This is a genomic window from Nonomuraea wenchangensis (assembly GCF_900111685.1).
Classification (GTDB): Bacteria; Actinomycetota; Actinomycetes; order Streptosporangiales; family Streptosporangiaceae; genus Nonomuraea; species Nonomuraea wenchangensis.
Genome location: NZ_FOHX01000023.1, coordinates 129,025 through 144,878, shown reverse-complemented (window position 1 = coordinate 144,878; position 15,854 = coordinate 129,025). Strand labels below are relative to the sequence as shown.

15 protein-coding genes are annotated in these 15,854 nt (G+C 72.4%); 8 read left to right on the top strand and 7 right to left on the bottom strand.

The window, feature by feature from the left end; translation table 11 throughout:
* The first annotated feature begins 118 nt into the window (after positions 1-118).
* Positions 119-793: a response regulator transcription factor gene (locus BMW85_RS43460; protein WP_091093333.1), complete on the top strand. Its 675-nt coding sequence runs from the start codon at positions 119-121 to the stop codon at positions 791-793.
* Complete coding sequence (locus tag BMW85_RS43455; protein WP_091093332.1) at positions 786-2,144, top strand: sensor histidine kinase; 1,359 nt, start codon at positions 786-788, stop codon at positions 2,142-2,144. Before BMW85_RS43460 ends, BMW85_RS43455 begins: the two co-directional genes overlap by 8 nt.
* A gap of 314 nt (positions 2,145-2,458) precedes the next feature.
* Here the strand turns inward: BMW85_RS43455 and BMW85_RS43450 are convergent, their stop codons facing one another.
* Positions 2,459-3,331, bottom strand: a complete 873-nt coding sequence (locus BMW85_RS43450) for a LysR family transcriptional regulator (protein ID WP_091093330.1) — start codon at positions 3,329-3,331, stop codon at positions 2,459-2,461.
* A gap of 201 nt (positions 3,332-3,532) precedes the next feature.
* Here BMW85_RS43450 and BMW85_RS43445 point away from each other — a divergent pair, with 201 nt between their 5' ends.
* Both BMW85_RS43445 and BMW85_RS43440 read left to right on the top strand, forming a co-directional pair.
* A complete protein-coding gene (locus tag BMW85_RS43445; RefSeq protein ID WP_245775420.1) occupies positions 3,533-4,996 on the top strand; it encodes a neutral zinc metallopeptidase in 1,464 nt (487 codons plus the stop codon).
* Between the two features lie 138 nt (positions 4,997-5,134).
* The gene (locus tag BMW85_RS43440; protein WP_245775419.1) at positions 5,135-6,682 is read left to right on the top strand and encodes an LCP family protein; all 1,548 of its coding nucleotides are present in this window, start codon (positions 5,135-5,137) and stop codon (positions 6,680-6,682) included.
* Positions 6,683-6,695: 13 nt separating this feature from the next.
* On the opposite strand, the gene BMW85_RS43435 is transcribed toward BMW85_RS43440, so the two are convergent.
* A complete protein-coding gene (locus BMW85_RS43435; RefSeq protein WP_091093325.1) occupies positions 6,696-8,735 on the bottom strand; it encodes a spermine/spermidine synthase domain-containing protein in 2,040 nt (679 codons plus the stop codon).
* Positions 8,736-8,915: 180 nt separating this feature from the next.
* On the opposite strand from BMW85_RS43435, the gene BMW85_RS43430 reads away from it, so the two are divergent.
* Positions 8,916-10,337: a S8 family serine peptidase gene (locus tag BMW85_RS43430; RefSeq protein WP_091093323.1), complete on the top strand. Its 1,422-nt coding sequence runs from the start codon at positions 8,916-8,918 to the stop codon at positions 10,335-10,337.
* A 4-nt stretch (positions 10,338-10,341) separates the two neighbouring features.
* On the opposite strand, the gene BMW85_RS43425 is transcribed toward BMW85_RS43430, so the two are convergent.
* Positions 10,342-11,067: an ABC transporter permease gene (locus BMW85_RS43425; RefSeq protein WP_091093322.1), complete on the bottom strand. Its 726-nt coding sequence runs from the start codon at positions 11,065-11,067 to the stop codon at positions 10,342-10,344.
* The gene (locus BMW85_RS43420) at positions 11,067-11,804 is read right to left on the bottom strand and encodes an ABC transporter ATP-binding protein (RefSeq protein WP_091093321.1); all 738 of its coding nucleotides are present in this window, start codon (positions 11,802-11,804) and stop codon (positions 11,067-11,069) included. Before BMW85_RS43420 ends, BMW85_RS43425 begins: the two co-directional genes overlap by 1 nt.
* 66 nt (positions 11,805-11,870) lie before the next feature.
* On the opposite strand from BMW85_RS43420, the gene BMW85_RS43415 reads away from it, so the two are divergent.
* On the top strand, positions 11,871-12,590 hold the full coding sequence (locus BMW85_RS43415) for a TetR/AcrR family transcriptional regulator (protein WP_091093319.1): 720 nt from the start codon (positions 11,871-11,873) through the stop codon (positions 12,588-12,590).
* Here BMW85_RS43415 and BMW85_RS43410 read toward each other — a convergent pair.
* Positions 12,528-12,824: a DUF4190 domain-containing protein gene (locus BMW85_RS43410; RefSeq protein WP_091093318.1), complete on the bottom strand. Its 297-nt coding sequence runs from the start codon at positions 12,822-12,824 to the stop codon at positions 12,528-12,530. The genes BMW85_RS43415 and BMW85_RS43410 overlap by 63 nt on opposite strands.
* Before the next feature lie 83 nt (positions 12,825-12,907).
* On the opposite strand from BMW85_RS43410, the gene BMW85_RS43405 reads away from it, so the two are divergent.
* Entirely contained in the window at positions 12,908-13,696 is a 789-nt protein-coding gene (locus BMW85_RS43405; protein WP_091093316.1) for an ion transporter, read from the top strand.
* 50 nt (positions 13,697-13,746) lie between these two features.
* On the opposite strand, the gene rpsD is transcribed toward BMW85_RS43405, so the two are convergent.
* Complete coding sequence (gene rpsD, locus BMW85_RS43400; RefSeq protein WP_091093402.1) at positions 13,747-14,361, bottom strand: 30S ribosomal protein S4; 615 nt, start codon at positions 14,359-14,361, stop codon at positions 13,747-13,749.
* A 78-nt stretch (positions 14,362-14,439) separates the two neighbouring features.
* Between rpsD and BMW85_RS43395 the strand changes: the two genes are divergently transcribed.
* Positions 14,440-15,141: a DUF2470 domain-containing protein gene (locus tag BMW85_RS43395; RefSeq protein ID WP_091093315.1), complete on the top strand. Its 702-nt coding sequence runs from the start codon at positions 14,440-14,442 to the stop codon at positions 15,139-15,141.
* 4 nt (positions 15,142-15,145) lie between these two features.
* Here the strand turns inward: BMW85_RS43395 and BMW85_RS43390 are convergent, their stop codons facing one another.
* The gene (locus tag BMW85_RS43390; protein ID WP_091093313.1) at positions 15,146-15,781 is read right to left on the bottom strand and encodes a TetR/AcrR family transcriptional regulator; all 636 of its coding nucleotides are present in this window, start codon (positions 15,779-15,781) and stop codon (positions 15,146-15,148) included.
* Positions 15,782-15,854: the final 73 nt, after the last annotated feature.

Below are 15,854 nucleotides of genomic sequence, written 5' to 3'. Positions count from 1 at the left end.
TAACGGTATGTCGATGGTCATAGCCTGCGTGAGGCATCCTTAGGCGAACCTGAGACAGCCTGAGGCCCCTCTCAGTCTTCTCAGCGCGCTCTCAGCGACAGAACGGGAGAATCACCGCATGAGGGTACTGGTCGTCGAGGACGAGCGGCGGATGGCGGCGGCGCTCCAGCGCGGGCTCCAGGCCGAGGGCTTCGCCGTGGATCTCGCCCACGACGGCGAGGAGGGGCTGCACGCGGCCCGCCACGGCGACTACGACGTCGTGGTGCTCGACATCATGCTGCCCCGGCTGTCCGGCTACAACGTCTGCAAACGGCTGCGCGCCGAGGAGAACTGGGTGCCGATCCTCATGCTGTCGGCCAAGGACGGCGAGTACGACATGGCCGACGGGCTCGACCTGGGTGCCGACGACTACCTGACCAAGCCGTTCTCGTACGTGGTGCTGGTGGCCCGGCTGCGGGCGCTGCTGCGCCGCGACGCGGGGCGGCGGCCGGCGGTGCTGCTGGCCGGCGACCTGTCGCTGGACCCGGCGCGGCGGCGGGTGGAGCGCGACGGCGCCGCGATCGAGCTGACGCCGCGGGAGTTCGCGCTGCTGGAGTACCTGCTGCGGCGGCGCGACGAGGTGGTGTCGAAGTCGGAGATCCTGGAGCACGTGTGGGACACCTTCGACACCGACCCCAACGTCGTCGAGGTGTACGTCGGCTACCTGCGCCGCAAGATCGACGCGCCGTTCGGCAGGAACGCGCTGCAGACCGTGCGCGGCGCCGGCTACCGGCTGGCGGGCGACGGTGGCTGAGAGGTCGCCCGGCTCGCCGCTGGCGTGGTGGCGGCGGCAGGGGCTGCGCTTCCGGCTGTCCGCGGCCGCCGTCGCGGTGCTCGCGCTGGCGCTGGCGCTGTCGGCGTCGGTCCTGCTCAGCGTCCTGGACCGGGCGCTGATGGCGACCGTGGACGACGGCACCAGGCGGCAGGCGGACGTCGTGCGCGTGGCGGCCGACTCCGGCACGCTCACCACGCCGATCACCACCCACGACGGCACGATCGTGCAGGTGCTCGACGCGCGGAACCGGATCACGCACGTCACGTACGGCGCCGACCGGCTGGTGCCGCTGCTGGACGCCGCCGGCCAGGCACGGGCGCTGGAGTCCGGCAAGGCCGTGGAGGTGGATGGGCGGCCGTACGCCGTCCCGGGGTTCCTGCACGTGGTCGTGCTGCGCGCGGACCGCGGCCAGACCGTGCTCGCGGCGCGGTCCATCAGCGAGATCCGCACCAGCCTCGGCACGGCCGGCCGGGTCCTCATGGTGGGCACGCCCGCGCTGGTGGTGCTGCTCGCCGTGGCGAGCTGGCTGATGATCGGCCGCACGCTGCGCCCGATCGCGGCGCTGCGCCGGGGCGCCGCCGAGATCACGCACACGGCGCGCTCCCGGCGGCTGCCGGTGCCGGCCTCCCGCGACGAGGTGCACCACCTGGCCACCACGCTCAACGACATGCTGGCCAGGCTGGAGGAGGCCGAGCAGCGTCAGCGGGCGCTCGTCTCCGACGCCGCGCACGAGCTGCGCAGCCCGCTCGCCAGCATCCGGCTGCAACTGGAGGTCGCGCTCGGCCACCCCGAGGGCCAGGACTGGCAGGAGACCGCCGAGGGCGTGCTGGAGGACACCCTGCGCCTGTCCCGGCTGGCCGAGGACCTGCTCGCGCTGGCCCGGCTGGACGAGCGCGGCGGCGTCCCGGCCAGGCGCGAGCCGGTGGAGCTGGACGAGGTCGTACGCCGGGTCGTGGACCGCTACGCCGAGGCCCGGCTGACGGCCTGCGACCCGGTCGTGGTCCGCGGCGACGCGCTCGACCTGAGCCGGGTGCTGACCAACCTCATGGACAACGCCGTACGGCACACCTCCTCGAAGGTCGAGGTGGCGCTGACCGCCGGCGGCGTGCTGACCGTCACCGACGACGGCCCCGGCATCCCGGAGCAGGACCGCGAGCGGGTGTTCAACCGCTTCACCAGGCTCGACTCCGGGCGGAGCAGGGACGAGGGCGGCACCGGGCTCGGGCTGGCCATCGTGCGTGAGACCGTGCGGGCGCACGGCGGCACGGTGGTCCTGGAGGACGCCGCGCCCGGACTGCGTGCGGTGGTGCGGCTTCCCGTGTCCCGATGAGGTGTTCCCGTGTCCCGGGGAGGATCGGCCCCCGGCCGCCGTCGCCGTAGAAGGGCGAGGCCGTGCTCTGGGGGCTGGATGAGGGGCCGCTGGAAGGGGCTCCCTCGGAGGCCGGGCCGCGTCGCCGGGCCCCGGGCTCGGACTGATGCCGGGCCTTGTCGGTGCGCTTCGGGTGCGGTTGGGGGGTTTCGGTAGGGGGGTTTGGGTGGGGGTGAGGGTTCTCGGGGGTCTGATGACTCGGGGGGTTACAGGTCTCGGGGGTTTCAGGTCTCGGGGGTTTCAGGGGTGAGTGGAGCGTTCCCCGATGCGGTCGGTCAGGCGGCGGTCGTTCCCTTCTCCGCGGTGGCCAGGAAGTCCTGGGCGATCAGCGGCAGCCGGCGACGGGCGTGCACGACGGCGATGACGCGTCGCACGGCCGGTTCGAGCGAGCGCACCACGAGGCCCGCGCGGGCGGCCTGCTCGGCCATGCCGCGGTACCACAGGAGCGAGGCCCGGCCGGCGCGGACGGCGTTGAGCCAGCCGTTGCGCTCGTCGGTCTCCAGTACGACCGTCGGGGTGACGGCGTACCTGCCGAACATCGCGTCGAGCTCCCTGCGCCGGGTGCTGCCGCGGGCCGGGAGGGCCAGGCGCATGCCGTGCAGCCTGCCCATCGGCACCGGGTTGGGCAGTTCGAGCCCGGGCGGGGAGATCAGCACGATCTCCTGGCGTTCGAGGGGGTGGGTGACGAGGTCGGCGGGCACCGGCAGATCGGTGAGACCGAGGTCGGCCCGCTGGTCCCTGATGGCGCTGACGACCGCTTCGCGGCCCTCGCAGCGCACGATCTGGACGCGTACACCGGGATGCTCGGCGGCATAGGCAGGCAACAGCCGCCCCGCCAGACCGGGCTCCAGGCTGGGCGTCGAGGCGATGCGCAGTTCGGCGTCGGACGCGCCGGTGTGCTGGGCCAGGCCCTCGATCTCGTGGACGGCGTCGAGCGCCTCCCGTGCCAGCTTGACCACCCGCCGGCCCTGTGCGGTGACGACGACGCCACGGCCGGAACGGGCGAACAGGGTCATGCCGAGCTCTCGCTCGAGATCGCGGATCGCGCGGGAGAGCGCGGGCTGCGCGATGTACAGCGACCTGGCCGCGTCGGTCATGGTGCGGTGCTCCGCAGTCGCGACCACATAGCGGAGCTGCTGGAGATTCATGCCAAGAAAGCTAGGACACCACCCGCTCCGCAGAACGGAAGATAACCGAGATCACCTCGAATGATTTCGGACTGTGACCGTGCACTGCTACATCCGTGACGGGTGATAAATCAGTATGCTTTTGCCCCAAATTTGCCAAGGGTCCGTCAAGTCGCGGGACAAAGCTCGGCAATGAGACAACGGGGCAAACGGGGAGACAGGGTGACAGGTAACGGGCAATATCCACCCCCGCCACAAGGGCCCGGTCAGCCACAGAGGCCACCCGCGCTGCCGTGGCCGCCGCCCGCTCCCGGCCGGCAGCAGCAGCCGCCGCAGAGCGGTCACCCGTACGGGCCGCCTCCCCAGGCGCCCCCGCCCGGCTACCCGCCCCAGGGACCCGGCCATCCGCCTCAGAACCCCGGCCATCCGCCCCAGAACCCCGGCTACCCTCCCCAGGGCCCGGCGTACCCGCCTCAGGGGCAGCCGCCGTACCCGCCGCAGGGAGTGCCGCAGCGGGCGCCGCACGACGGCCTGACGCGGCCCTACACCCAGCAGATGCCGCCGCCGCCTCCACCGCCGCCGCAGTACGCGCAGCACTACGGGCAGCCCGCGCCCCCTCCTCCTCCCCCGCCACCGCCGCCACCACCGCCGATGCCGCCGCGGCAGTGGCAGCCGCCACAGCGCCGCAAGTCGGGCATGGGCGTCATCGGGGTGCTCGGCGCGGTGTTCGGCTCGCTGGCGGCGCTGTTCGTGCTGATCGTCGTCGGCGCGGCCCTGCTGAAGAGCTCGTCGCGGTCGGAGACGACGACGCCGATCGCGGTCCCGACGTACGAGCCCACGCCGGAGCGCAGCCGCGCCACCCGTCCGCCGGCCCGCCGCCCGAGCGAGCAGCCGACCCGGCAGCCGACCCGCACCCCGGAGGAGACGGTGACGCCGCCGGCGCAGGTGCAGGTCAACAGGAGCCTCAAGAACAACAGCCTCTACCGGGCGGGCACGCTGCCCCGGATCACCTGCCGGGCCGGCAACGCGAGCATCTTCAGCCACAGCCAGCTCAAGGCGCTGATACTGAAGACCGGCAAGTGCATGGACAAGGCGTGGGGGCCGGCCCTGGAGAAGCAGGGCTTCGACTTCCGGCCGCCGGGCTACGCCATCGCCTCCGGCCGGGGCCGGGGCGCCTGCGGCGACTACCCGAGCGCCGGGAGCATGGTGCCGTACTACTGCCCGCGCAACTCCACGATCTACGCCTCGACCTCGGCGATGGCGCGCGGCAACGGCAACGCCCGCGGCTACGGCCAGATCATCTCCTGGCACGGCGGCATCATCAGCATGATGGCCCACGAGTACGGCCACCACGTCCAGAACGTCACGGGCCTGATGGACTCCTGGTGGGACAGCACGCTGGCCTCCTCCAGCCAGAGCGGCAAGCTCGGGCTCAGCAGGCGGCTGGAGCTGCAGGCCACCTGCCTCGGCGGCATGTGGATGCGCTCGGTCGCCGCCTCCTATCCGGTGACCACGTCGCTGCGGAGCCGGCTGTACTGGTTCTACGGCCAGGTGGGCGACTATCCGGGCTATCCGCGCGACCACGGGACGCCCGCCAACAACAATCGCTGGTTCCGTCAGGGGTGGGAGAAGAGCAAGGCGTACCAGTGCAACACGTGGATGGCTCCGTCCTCCACGGTGTCCTGAGAGACACCTGTGAAATCCACGCGGAGTTCATCTCGACTTGGGCAAGTGTCTGTGTTGTCCAGATATGGGGACTAGAATCCTGACATTCTTTCCCCGCATGGGGGCCGTTCTGCCTGGTAGGCGTCTGAAGGAGCCGGTGTGAGAAAGCGCGACGGGGTGGGCACCGTGCCTGGAGGCAGAAAGGAACGCCCGGCGCGCCGGCCCCGCCCGGCTCCCGGCGCCCCTCGCTTCGCCCGGCCGCTCACGCCCGCCTCCGTGCTCGGCTGGACCGCATTGTCCGCCGTCGCGCCCGGCGCCGCACACCTGCGCGCCGGGCGCCGTCGTACCGGGCTGATCCTCATCAGCGTGTACGCGGTGCTGCTGCTCGCCGCCCTCGCCTTCGGGCTGACCCGCAACCGGAGCGACGCCGCCGCGTTCGTCGGCGACGGGATGATGCTCGCGGTGATCATCGCCGCGTCGGCGCTCGCGCTGGCCTGGTTCGCCATCGTGGTCAGCTCGTACGTGGTGCTCAGCCCCAAACGGCTCAACCAGCAGGGCCAGATCCTGACCGGCGTCGTCGTGGGCGTGATGTGCGTGGCGGTGATGGCGCCGTTCGCGTTCGTCGCCGAGACCATGGCCACCTTCCGCGGCACCGTGAAGGACATCTTCCCGTCCTCCTCCGACCCGGGCACGCCGACGGTCGCGCACAACCCCGAGGACCCCTGGGCCGGCAAGACCCGCGTCAACTTCCTGCTCATCGGCGGCGACGCGGCCGGCAACCGCACCGGCGTGCGCACCGACAGCATGAACGTGGCCAGCATCGACATCAAGACCGGCAACACGGTGCTGTTCAGCCTGCCGCGCAACCTCCAGCACGTGCACTTCCCGGCCAGTTCGCCGCTGCACAAGCAGTTCCCCAACGGCTACATGGCCGAGCTGCCCAACGGCGGCCTGCTCAACGAGGTCTGGCAGTACGCCAACGACAATCCGCAGATCATGGGCGGCAGGAACATGGGCCCCCGGGCGCTGATGGACGCCATCGGCTACACCCTCGGCCTCAAGATCGACTACTACGCCCTCATCAACATGTACGGCTTCGCCGCCCTCGTCGACGCCATCGGCGGCCTGAAGGTGCACGTGGAGTCGGACGTCAAGTGGGGCGGCCTCTACGGCACCGCCGGCACCATCAAGGCCGGCTACCGGCGCCTCAGCGGCGAGGAGGCCCTCTGGTACGGCCGCTCCCGCGTCAACAGCGACGACTTCTCCCGCATGTCCCGCCAGCGCTGCGTCATCGGCGCCTTCGCCCAGCAGGCCACGCCCCAGGTCATCCTCAGCAACTTCAGGAAGATCGCCGGCGCGACCAAGCGCATGGCGCAGACGAACATCCCGCAGCCCCTGCTCCCGCCGATCATGGAGCTGGCCGTCAAGGTGAAGGACGCCAAGATCACCAGCCTGCAGTTCGTGCCGCCGGAGTTCTACTCGGGCCGCCCGGACTGGGTCAAGATCCGCCAGGCCACCAAGAAGGCGATCTCCGACTCCCTCCGCCCGGCCCGCCGGGCCCAGACGGCGAACGTCACCGCCTCCCCCAGCGGCACCGCCCCCTCCGCGTCCCCGACGCAGACCCAGGCCGCCGCGCCGACGCAGACGCCCACCCGCAACACCCAGAAGGCCGGCGCCAAGTCCCTGGACGAGCTCTGCGGCCTCTGACGGGCCGCCTCCGTCAGGCGGGCGCGGCGCTCCTGCGGGGCAGCAGGGCGAAGGCGCCGACGTACAGCAGGGCGGCGACGACGAGCAGGCCCTTGTAGCCGATCACCAGGGCGGCGTACTCCAGGCAGCCGCCGACCATCGCCCCGAGCAGGTTGGCGCCGAAGGACGTCGTGGCGTCGGCGGTCTCGGCGAAGCGCTTGGCGAAGACCACGTTGGCGGCGAAGATCGGCAGGAACGCGACCGTGACGGCGGCCAGGACGCGCAGCGGCACCGGCAGGGACAGCAGCCAGGCGTTCGGGACGAGCCAGGCGAGCGCCAGGCCGGCCAGCAGCACGGCGTACATCACGGGCAGCGGCGGGGTGCGGAAGCGGCGGGTGATCTCGACGGCGGCGAGCACCGCGACCAGCACGCCGGCGAAGACGACGGCGTTGACCACCCACGTGGTGCCGAACAGCAGCGCGAAGCCGGTCACGCTCTTGGTCTCCAGCAGCATGAACGCCACGCCCAGCAGGAACAGGTCGCTGTAGGGGCGCATGCGCCGGTAGGGCCCGGCGACGACGCGGACGGCGAGCAGGCTGACGGCGAGGATGAGCCCGAGCGTGACGAGGTAGAGCGGCGGGATCGTCGCGTCGTGCAGGTAGAGGAAGGGCCGGTCGTCGTCGGCGGGCGGCGGCGTGCCGGCGGCGGCGCCGGGCCACTCGGCGGCGCAGCGCTGGTCGGCGGCCGTCAGCCCGGCGGTGATGACGGCCTGCTGCCCGGCGGTGCTGACGACGTCCACGCACGGCTTGTGGCCGAAGGCGCGCTGCATGGTGGCGGCCAGCCGGTCCACCAGCCAGCTCTCGCGGTAGTAGTTGTACATCGAGAAGGTGCCGCCCGGCTTGAGGTGGGCGCGGGCGGCCCGCATGGCCTCCTCGGTGAACAGGTAGCTCTCCAGCCGCAGCGAGCTGGCCCCCGAGACGAGGGTGAGCGAGTCGGGCAGCGCGAACAGGATCAGGTCGTAAGCGGCGCCGCCGCGCTCCAGGAAGGCCCGGCCGTCGGTGATGTGCGTGGTGACGCGGGGGTCGTCGTAGGGGCGGTCGGGGTGCACCGAGCCGCCCAGCTCGCGCAGCTTGGGGTCGATCTCGACGGCGTCCACGCGGCGGGCGCCCTTGGACAGCGCGATCGCGACGTCGGTGCCGCTGCCCGCGCCGACGATGAGCACGTCCTGGGGCGGCTTGGAGGCCCGCTCGTACGGCAGCCCGTACTGGGCCTCCCACCGCAGGCGGGCGGCGGCGGGGACGGCCTGCTGGTGCGGGATGCCGTTGACCGCGATGTCGGTGACGGGCACCCCTAGGACCGTCATCGGCTTGGCGGTCACCTTGTAGTACGGCGACCAGACCGCCCCGGCGGTGAGCGTCTCGGTGAGCAGCAGCCCGACGACGGCCAGGGAGGGGACGGTGACCAGCCCGAGGTAGAGCGAGCGGGGCCGGGGCACGAGCAGCACGCCGTAGCAGACGGCCGCGATCAGCGCCCAGAAGACCGGAGGCGCGCTCAGGAACGACAGCGCGGTGAACGCCGCGATGCCGGTGAGGCTGCCGATGAGGTCGTACCGGTAGGCCTCCAGGCGGGGCAGCTCCGGGAAGCAGCGGCCGACCAGCTCGGCGGGCCCCATGAGGACGAGCGCGGCGGCGCAGAAGATGACCGGCAGGATGAGCCAGGCGGGCGGCCCGGTGGTGGACAGGCTGGTCCAGTAGAGCACGCCCTCGGTGTCGCGGTCGACGGTGACGGGGAAGGCCAGCACGACGATGGCGAGCACGGCGAGCACGACCGGCGAGTAGTAGGGCTGCCGTCGCGAGCGCCCCACGCGCAGGAACCCGAGCCCGATGCCGAGGAACGACCCGAGCAGCACGAAGTTCGTGAAGTAGCTCAGGTGGACGATGTTCGACCCGGTCCAGCGGATCAGCGCCAGCTCCAGGAAGAGCATGAAGGCGCTGGCGAGGACGAGCCTCGGCCGCACCGCCAGCCAGTGGGCCTTCTCTCCGTCGTCGACCGGCTTGTGCGCCTGGAGCGTCATGGGGCTTCACGGTAGTGAACGGACCGGGATCATGGAAGCCTGACAGGCCGGAAGAAATGTCGTCCGGTTCGCGTCTTTTGCGGCGTTTCCGCAGGTCAAACCTGTCGAATGCGCTGGACGGGCTCCGCCGGATGGAGCAAGGTTGGGTGACTCGCTCCCCACGACCTCCGGTGGTGACACATGCGCGTGATGATCCAGCTCCGACCCTCCCCCGATCTGGTCGCCGCCGTCGCCGACCCCTCCATGACGGCCACCACGGCGGACGTGGCCGCCGACGTGATGGCCGGTCTGGCGGCCCATCTGCCGGGCGTCGAACTCGACCCCGCGTTCGCACCCGTGGCGGTGCCGCGGCCGCTCCTCCCGGCCGGCGGCGGCCCGCTCCCGCCCGACCGGCCGCTCGACGTCTCGCTGGCCGCCGGCGACGCCTCGGTGCTGGTGCGCGGCACCATCCCGGACGACGGGCCGGCCTCCGGAGCCGCGCCGCCGCCGTCGTTCGTGACGGCGGACGTCGTCGGGGTGTTCTCCGACCCGGTTGTGGAGCACTCGCCCGTCCCCGTGGGCGAGACGCCGGTCGGCGACTGGCACGACGTCGAGCGGCTGCTCGGCGTGGCCGGGCTGCACGCCGAGGGGCTGGACGGCGCCGGCGTGGCGCTGGCGGTGCTGGACACCGGCGTCAACGCCGCGCACGCCGCCCGCCGGCTCGGCCGGACGGTGACGGTCGACGCCGCCCGGTGCTGGAGCCCGCCCGGGGACCGGCCGGCTCCGGCGCCGGGCGAGTCCGGGGTGGGCCACGGGACGATGTGCGCCTTCGACGCGCTGATCGCCGCGCCGCAGGCCGCGCTCATCGACATCCCGCTGCTGCCGTCCGCCCGGCCGGACGGCACGGCCACGGGCGGCCTGCCTCCGGACAGCTCGCTGCCGGGCGGCCTGCTGTCGGACGCGGTGGCCGCCTTCGCGCACCTGCGCGGCGTGCTGGAGGCCCAGCCGGCCGAGACGCGGGCGCTGGTGGTGAGCAACTCGTGGGGGTCGTTCTCGCCGGAGGGCGACTTCCCCGCCGGGCATCCGGGCAACTACTCCGACAACGCGGCGCATCCGTTCAACCTCATGGTGGCCGCGCTCGACCGGATGGGGGCGGACGTGCTGTTCGCGGCGGGTGACCGCGCTCGGGAGCGCCCCGGCGGGCGCCGCGCGTTCCCGAGCCGGCCCATCGCGGGCGCGAACTCCCACCCCCGCGCGCTGTCGGTCGGCGGCGTGGACGTCAACGGCGGGCGTACCGGCTGCTCCTCGCGGGGCCCCGGGCGGCTGACCGCCCGCAAGCCCGACGTGTGCGCCTACACCCGCTTCGCCGGCTCGCGGGCGTTCGGCGAGAGCGAGCCCGACTCAGGCACCTCGGCGGCGGCGCCGGTCGCGGCCGGGCTGGTGGCCGCGGTCCGCACCCGGTGGCCGGCCGCCCGGCTGTCGCCGGCGCAGCTCCGGGCGCTGCTGCGGCGCACCGCCGAGGACCGCAGCGAGGTCGGCTTCGACTACGACTACGGTTACGGCACCCTCGACCCCGGCGCGATCGTGGCCGCGCTCGACCGGCGCTCGCGGAGCGCGGCCTGACGCCTCAGGCGTTCTCACGGTTGAACACGCGCGTGCCGACGGTGAGGCTGACCGCGGCGAAGACCACGGTCACCGCCACGCCGAGCGCCACCGTGCCGTTGGCGTAGTGGCCGTGGAACAGCTCGCGCAGCGCCTCCAGCGGGTAACGGAAGGGGCTGAGGTGGGAGAGGGCGTCGAGCCAGCCCGGCGCCATCGACATCGGCAGGAACGACCCGGACAGCAGCACCAGCGGGATCACCGCGGTGGACATCACGGGCGCGAACAGGTTCTGGTCGATGGTGAGCGCGACCGCGTACGACAGCGCGGCCAGGCTGACGCCGAGCACCAGCACCAGCCCGAACCCGGCCAGCACCCCGGCCGCCGGCGCCCGCAGGCCGAGGGCGTAGGCCGCGGCCAGCAGCAGCGCCGTCTGGATGATCAGTGTGACGGCGTTGTTGAGCACCCGGCCGAGCAGCAGCGCGAGCCGGCTGACCGGGGTGACGCGCAGGCGCTCCAGCACGCCCGAGCTCCGCTCGAAGACCACGCCGAACCCGGCCAGGCCCATGCTCATCAGCCCGAGCTGGATGATCAGGCCGGGCACGAGCGTCTCCCACGTGCCGATCGTGGTGAACAGCGGCCCGAACAGCACCAGGAACAGCAGCGGCTGCACCGCCCCGAAGACGATGCCGACCTTCTGCCGCAGCGTCGTGCGCACGCCGTGGCGGAACAGCACCCAGGTGTCGCGCAGCATCAGACCCCCGCCTCCTCGCGCAGCGAGCGGCCGGTGATGTCGAGGAAGACGTCGTCGAGGGTGCGCCCGCCGCTCTTCAGCGCGGCCGGCGTGCCCTCGGCCACGATGCGGCCGTGGTCGATGATCAGCAGCCGGTCGCAGAGCGCGTCGGCCTCGTCCAGGTAGTGGGTGGTGAGGAAGACCGTGAGGCCGCGTTCGGCGCGCAGGGCGCGGACGTGGTCCCACAGGTTGGCCCGGCTCTGCGGGTCGAGGCCGGTCGTCGGCTCGTCGAGGAAGAGCAGGACCGGCTCGTGCAGCAGGGCGAAGGCGATGTCGAAGCGGCGCCGCTGGCCGCCCGACAGCGCGGCGCCCGGCCGCTCCTCCAGTCCGGTGAGCTCCAGCCGGGCGAGGAGGGCGCGCGTGCGGGCGGCGGACTCCTCGCGGCCGAGGCCGTACAGCATGCCCTGCAGCTCCAGCTCGCCGCGCAGCGGCTCGGCGGGCGGGACGGCGCCGCCCTGGGACACGTAGCCGATGCGCCGACGCACGCCGCGCGGGTCGGCGAGCAGGTCGTGGCCGGCCACGACGGCGCTGCCCGAGGTGGGCCGCAGCAGGGTGGTGAGCATGCGCATGGTGGTGGTCTTGCCGGCGCCGTTGGGGCCGAGGAACCCGACGATCTCGCCGGGCTCCGCCGTGATGTCCACGCCGGCGACGGCGGTCACGTCGCCGAAGGTCTTCGTCAGACCCGTTGTCCTGATCATTGCATCGCCTCCAAGATTGAGGTAACCACATTTTTGGAGTGACTGCAATTTGGGTACCATGCAGGCATGGAAGAGGGGCTGCGGGAGCGGAAGAAGCGCGAGACCAGGCAGCGCATCGCGGACGTCGCGATGGGGCTGTTCCTGGCGAAAGGGTTCGACAACGTGACCGTGGCCGAGGTGGCACGGGCGGCCGACGTGTCGGTCAACACGGTCTTCAACTACTTCGGGACGAAGGAGGACCTGTTCGCCGACCGGCAGGACGTCGTCGTGGACCTGCCGGCGCGGGTGCTGCGCGAGCGGGAGCCGGGCGAGGGCGTGGTGCGGGCCTTCCGCCGCGACTTCCTCGACGCGATCGCCGGGCGCGACTGGCGCTACGGCCTCAACCAGGGCTCGGACGTCTTCGCCGGGATCGTCGCCGCCAGTCCCGCGCTGGTCGCGCGGATGCGCGAGATCCAGGAGCAGCGCGAGACGGCGCTGGCGCGGGCGCTGGCCGACGAGCTGGACGCCGCGCCGGAGGACCTCTCCCCTCGGCTGGTGGCGGCGCAGGTCCTCGCCGCCACGCGGCTGCTCGGGGCGTACGCGGCCGACCGCATGGCGGCGGGCGAGGACTGGACGGGCATCGAGCCCGACCTCAGGACGCAGGCGGAGCGGGCGTTCGACCTGCTGGAGTCGGGGCTCGGCGACTACGGCCGCCGGGCCCCCGCGGCAGGGGCCTCACGAGCCTCAGGAGGTGACGATGGCGACGGTGACCCCGAAGGCGACGAACAGCAGGGTGAGGGCCATTAGGGCGGTGGCGACCATGCCGCAGACCCGCCCGGCCTGGACCTGGCCGCGGTTGGCGAAGACGTAGCCGCTCTCGTCGATCTCGCGCAGCGCCGTGTTGCCCATCGACCAGGCGAACGGACCGATGAAGAGGCACACCACCAGGCTCAGGATGCCGAGCACGAGGATGGTCGTGCCGTTGGGGTGATTGTGCACCTGGGGCCCGTAGTAGGGCTGGTCGTACGGGGGATATGACATGGCTCCTTATATACCGTCCCCGTCTTGATCATGTTGCGCCATCATGGGACGGCACCTGTTCCATTCCCCTAGGAGCATCACCCGTGCGCGAACGCACTCGTGCCGTACTCGCCCATAAGCACTTCCAGCGCTTCATCGTCGGGGTCATCCTGGTCAACGCCGCCACGTTGGGTCTGGAGACGTTCCCACCCGTCGTGGAGCGCTACGGCACCCTGCTGACCGTGGTGGACCACGCGGCGCTCTACATCTTCGCCGTCGAACTGCTGGCCAAGATCTACGTCGAGCGGGCGCGCTTCGTCCGCGACCCGTGGAACATCTTCGACTTCCTCATCGTCGCCATCGCCTTCATGCCCGCGACCGGCGGCCTGTCGGTGCTGCGGGCGATGCGCGTCCTGCGGGCGCTGCGGCTGCTTTCCGTGGTGCCCAGCCTGCGCAGGGTCGTCTCGGCGCTGCTGCGCGCCATGCCCGGCATGAGCTCCATCGTGGTGCTGCTCGGCCTCGTGCTGTACGTGGCCGCGGTGATGGCCACCAAGCTCTACGGCAGCGCCGCCCCCGACCGGTTCGGGAGCCTGCCGACCTCGCTGTTCACCCTCTACCAGACGATGACGGGCGACGACTGGGGCAACATCGCCAGGGAGGTGATGACCCAGCACCCGTCGGCCTGGATCTTCTTCACCATCTTCATCCTGGTGTGCACGTTCGTGATCCTGAACCTGTTCATGGCGGTCGTGGTCAGCGCCATGGACGAGGAGAGCGCCGAGGAGCGCGCCGCGCTCCAGGACGGCGCCATGCACTCCGAGCTGATCCTGCGGGAGCTCGCCGAGCTGCGCAAGGAGGTCGCCGAGCTGCGGCGGCACAGCCCCGTCGAGTGATCGGGGGGCGTCGCACGGGCCGGGGCCCGCGCGACGCCCCCCGGCCGCGGTCAACGGGAGTAGAACTCCACCACGAGCTGCTCGTCGACGGGGATCGCGATCTGCTCGCGCTCCGGCCGGCTGGTCAGCGTGAAGCGCAGCTCGGCGAGGTCCACGGACAGGTACGCCGCCGTGCGCTCGTCGGCGTGGATCCCGGCGGCGGCGGCCACGAACGGCTGCATCCCGCGCGAGCGCTCCCGCACCGACACGATTTGCCCCGGCTTGACCAGATAGCTGGGGATGTCCACCTTGCGGCCGTCCACGGCGATGTGCCCGTGGGCGATGTACTGCCGGGCGGCGTAGATCGACGGCGCCAGCCCGGCGCGCAGCACGAGGGAGGCCAGGCGGGTCTCCAGCAGCGTCACCAGCTCGGCGCCCGGCACGCCCGGCCTGCGCACGGCGAGGTCCCAGTAGCGGCGCAGCTGCCGCTCGGAGACGTCGTAGTACCAGCGCAGCTTCTGCTTCTCCAGCAGCCGCAGCCCGTAGTCGCCGGTGTTGCGGCGGTTGGTCTTGCGGCCGTGCTCGCCCGGCGGGTAGGGGCGCGTCTCGAAGTAGCGGACGGCCTTCCTGGTCAGCGGGACGCCCGCGCGACGCGACAGTCGCACCTTGGGGCCGGTGTAGCGCACGTTCACCTCGATGTGATTAGGTAATCCTTACTTAGGTAAGCCTAACCTATCACTGTGTCTGTTGCCCAAGGAGGCGTCATGCTGCCGATCCCCGAGCGGGTCCGCACCCTCGCCGCGACCGCCGAGGTCGCCAAGCTCGCCGTGGACGGCGTTCCCTCGCCCGCCCGCGGCGGCGTGGACGAGCGCGGCCGTCCGGTGCTCCTGGTGCGCCCCGGCGAGACCCTGCACGGCCTGAGCGGCGACGCCGTGGTGGCGGTGAACCTGACCGCGATGCGCACGCTCGGCGAGACCGCGCACCCGCGCGGCCTCATCGAGGTGCAGGGCTGGGCCGAGGCCGTCCCCGAGGACGAGGCGCGCGGCGCGGCGGTGGCGGTGGCGGCGCACTGCGCGGACGAGAGCCTGTTCGAGGCCCTGGAGCGGTTCGGGCGGCCGGACGCGCCCCGGCTGCTGCGCCTGGACGTGGCCCAGGTCGTCTACCTGACCGGCCAGGAGTCGGGGCTGCTGGACGCCGACGACTACCTGGGCGCGGCGCCCGACCCGCTCACCGACGTCGCCGAGCGGGTGCTGGCCCACGTCAACGCCTCCCACCGGCCGCAGCTCACGGCCGGGGTGTCGCAGCAGCTCGGCGAGACGGCGGGCGAGGTGTGGCTGTGGGAGCTGGACCGCTTCGGCGCGACCGTACGGGTGGACGAGTCGCTGGTGCGCTTCCCCTGGCCGCGCCCCGCGCGGTCCGGCGGCTGCCTGGAGACGGCGCTGCGCGGCCTGCTCTGCACCTGCTGATCGATCAGCCGAGCGCCTGGTCCATCCCCGCCAGGAGATAGCCGAGCCCCTCGGCGAACGTGGCGTCCCACTCGGGGGCGAGGCCGTGCGCGGCGAGGGCCGGCCAGCCGTCCGCGCGCTCGCGCAGGAACACGTCCACGTCCTCCCCCGCGCGTTCCTGCCAGGTGACCTGCGAGATCACCGAGCCCGTGACGAAGCCGGCCAGGCTGTGCGCGGCCGCCCCGGGGGCCGGGAAGCCGGCCGCGATCAGGGCCTGGAACAGGAACTCGGTGCGGGCCAGGGCGTTAGGGCCGAGCAGCGGGCGGTCGAGGACGGTCGCCGACCACGGGTGGCGCAGCAGGGCCGACCGCCAGGCGCCCATCAGCGCGCGCACCGGCTCGTGCCACGGCTCGCCGGGCCGCGCCTCCGGCATCGCCGCCTCCCCGAAGACCGCGTCGAGTGCCAGGTCGAGGACGTCCTCCTTGGTCCTCACATGCCAGTAGAGCGTGGTCGAGCCGGTGCCGAGCCGCTCGGCCAGCCGGCGCATGGTCAGCCCGGTCACGCCCTCCTCGTCGAGCAGCGCGACCGCCTCGGCCACGATCCGCTCCAGCGTCAGCGTCTGCCTGGGCGCCTTGCGCGGGCGCGACCACACGTTCTCCACGCCCCGATAATACGTTGTACGCCGACCGGATCGATGGTCTAGTAGTGGAACGGTGATCGAGAGGGGGCGGGGG

Excerpts from the sequence above, each read along its gene's own strand:
- BMW85_RS43435 (WP_091093325.1), bottom strand. The coding sequence starts at position 8,735 with ATGACGCTCCAGGCGCACAAGCCGGTCGACGACGGAGAGAAGGCCCAC.
- BMW85_RS43430 (WP_091093323.1), top strand. The coding sequence starts at position 8,916 with ATGCGCGTGATGATCCAGCTCCGACCCTCCCCCGATCTGGTCGCCGCC.
- BMW85_RS43420 (WP_091093321.1), bottom strand. The coding sequence starts at position 11,804 with ATGATCAGGACAACGGGTCTGACGAAGACCTTCGGCGACGTGACCGCC.
- BMW85_RS43450 (WP_091093330.1), bottom strand. The coding sequence starts at position 3,331 with ATGAATCTCCAGCAGCTCCGCTATGTGGTCGCGACTGCGGAGCACCGC.
- BMW85_RS43395 (WP_091093315.1), top strand. The coding sequence starts at position 14,440 with ATGCTGCCGATCCCCGAGCGGGTCCGCACCCTCGCCGCGACCGCCGAG.
- BMW85_RS43425 (WP_091093322.1), bottom strand. The coding sequence starts at position 11,067 with ATGCTGCGCGACACCTGGGTGCTGTTCCGCCACGGCGTGCGCACGACG.
- BMW85_RS43415 (WP_091093319.1), top strand. The coding sequence starts at position 11,871 with ATGGAAGAGGGGCTGCGGGAGCGGAAGAAGCGCGAGACCAGGCAGCGC.
- BMW85_RS43460 (WP_091093333.1), top strand. The coding sequence starts at position 119 with ATGAGGGTACTGGTCGTCGAGGACGAGCGGCGGATGGCGGCGGCGCTC.
- BMW85_RS43410 (WP_091093318.1), bottom strand. The coding sequence starts at position 12,824 with ATGTCATATCCCCCGTACGACCAGCCCTACTACGGGCCCCAGGTGCAC.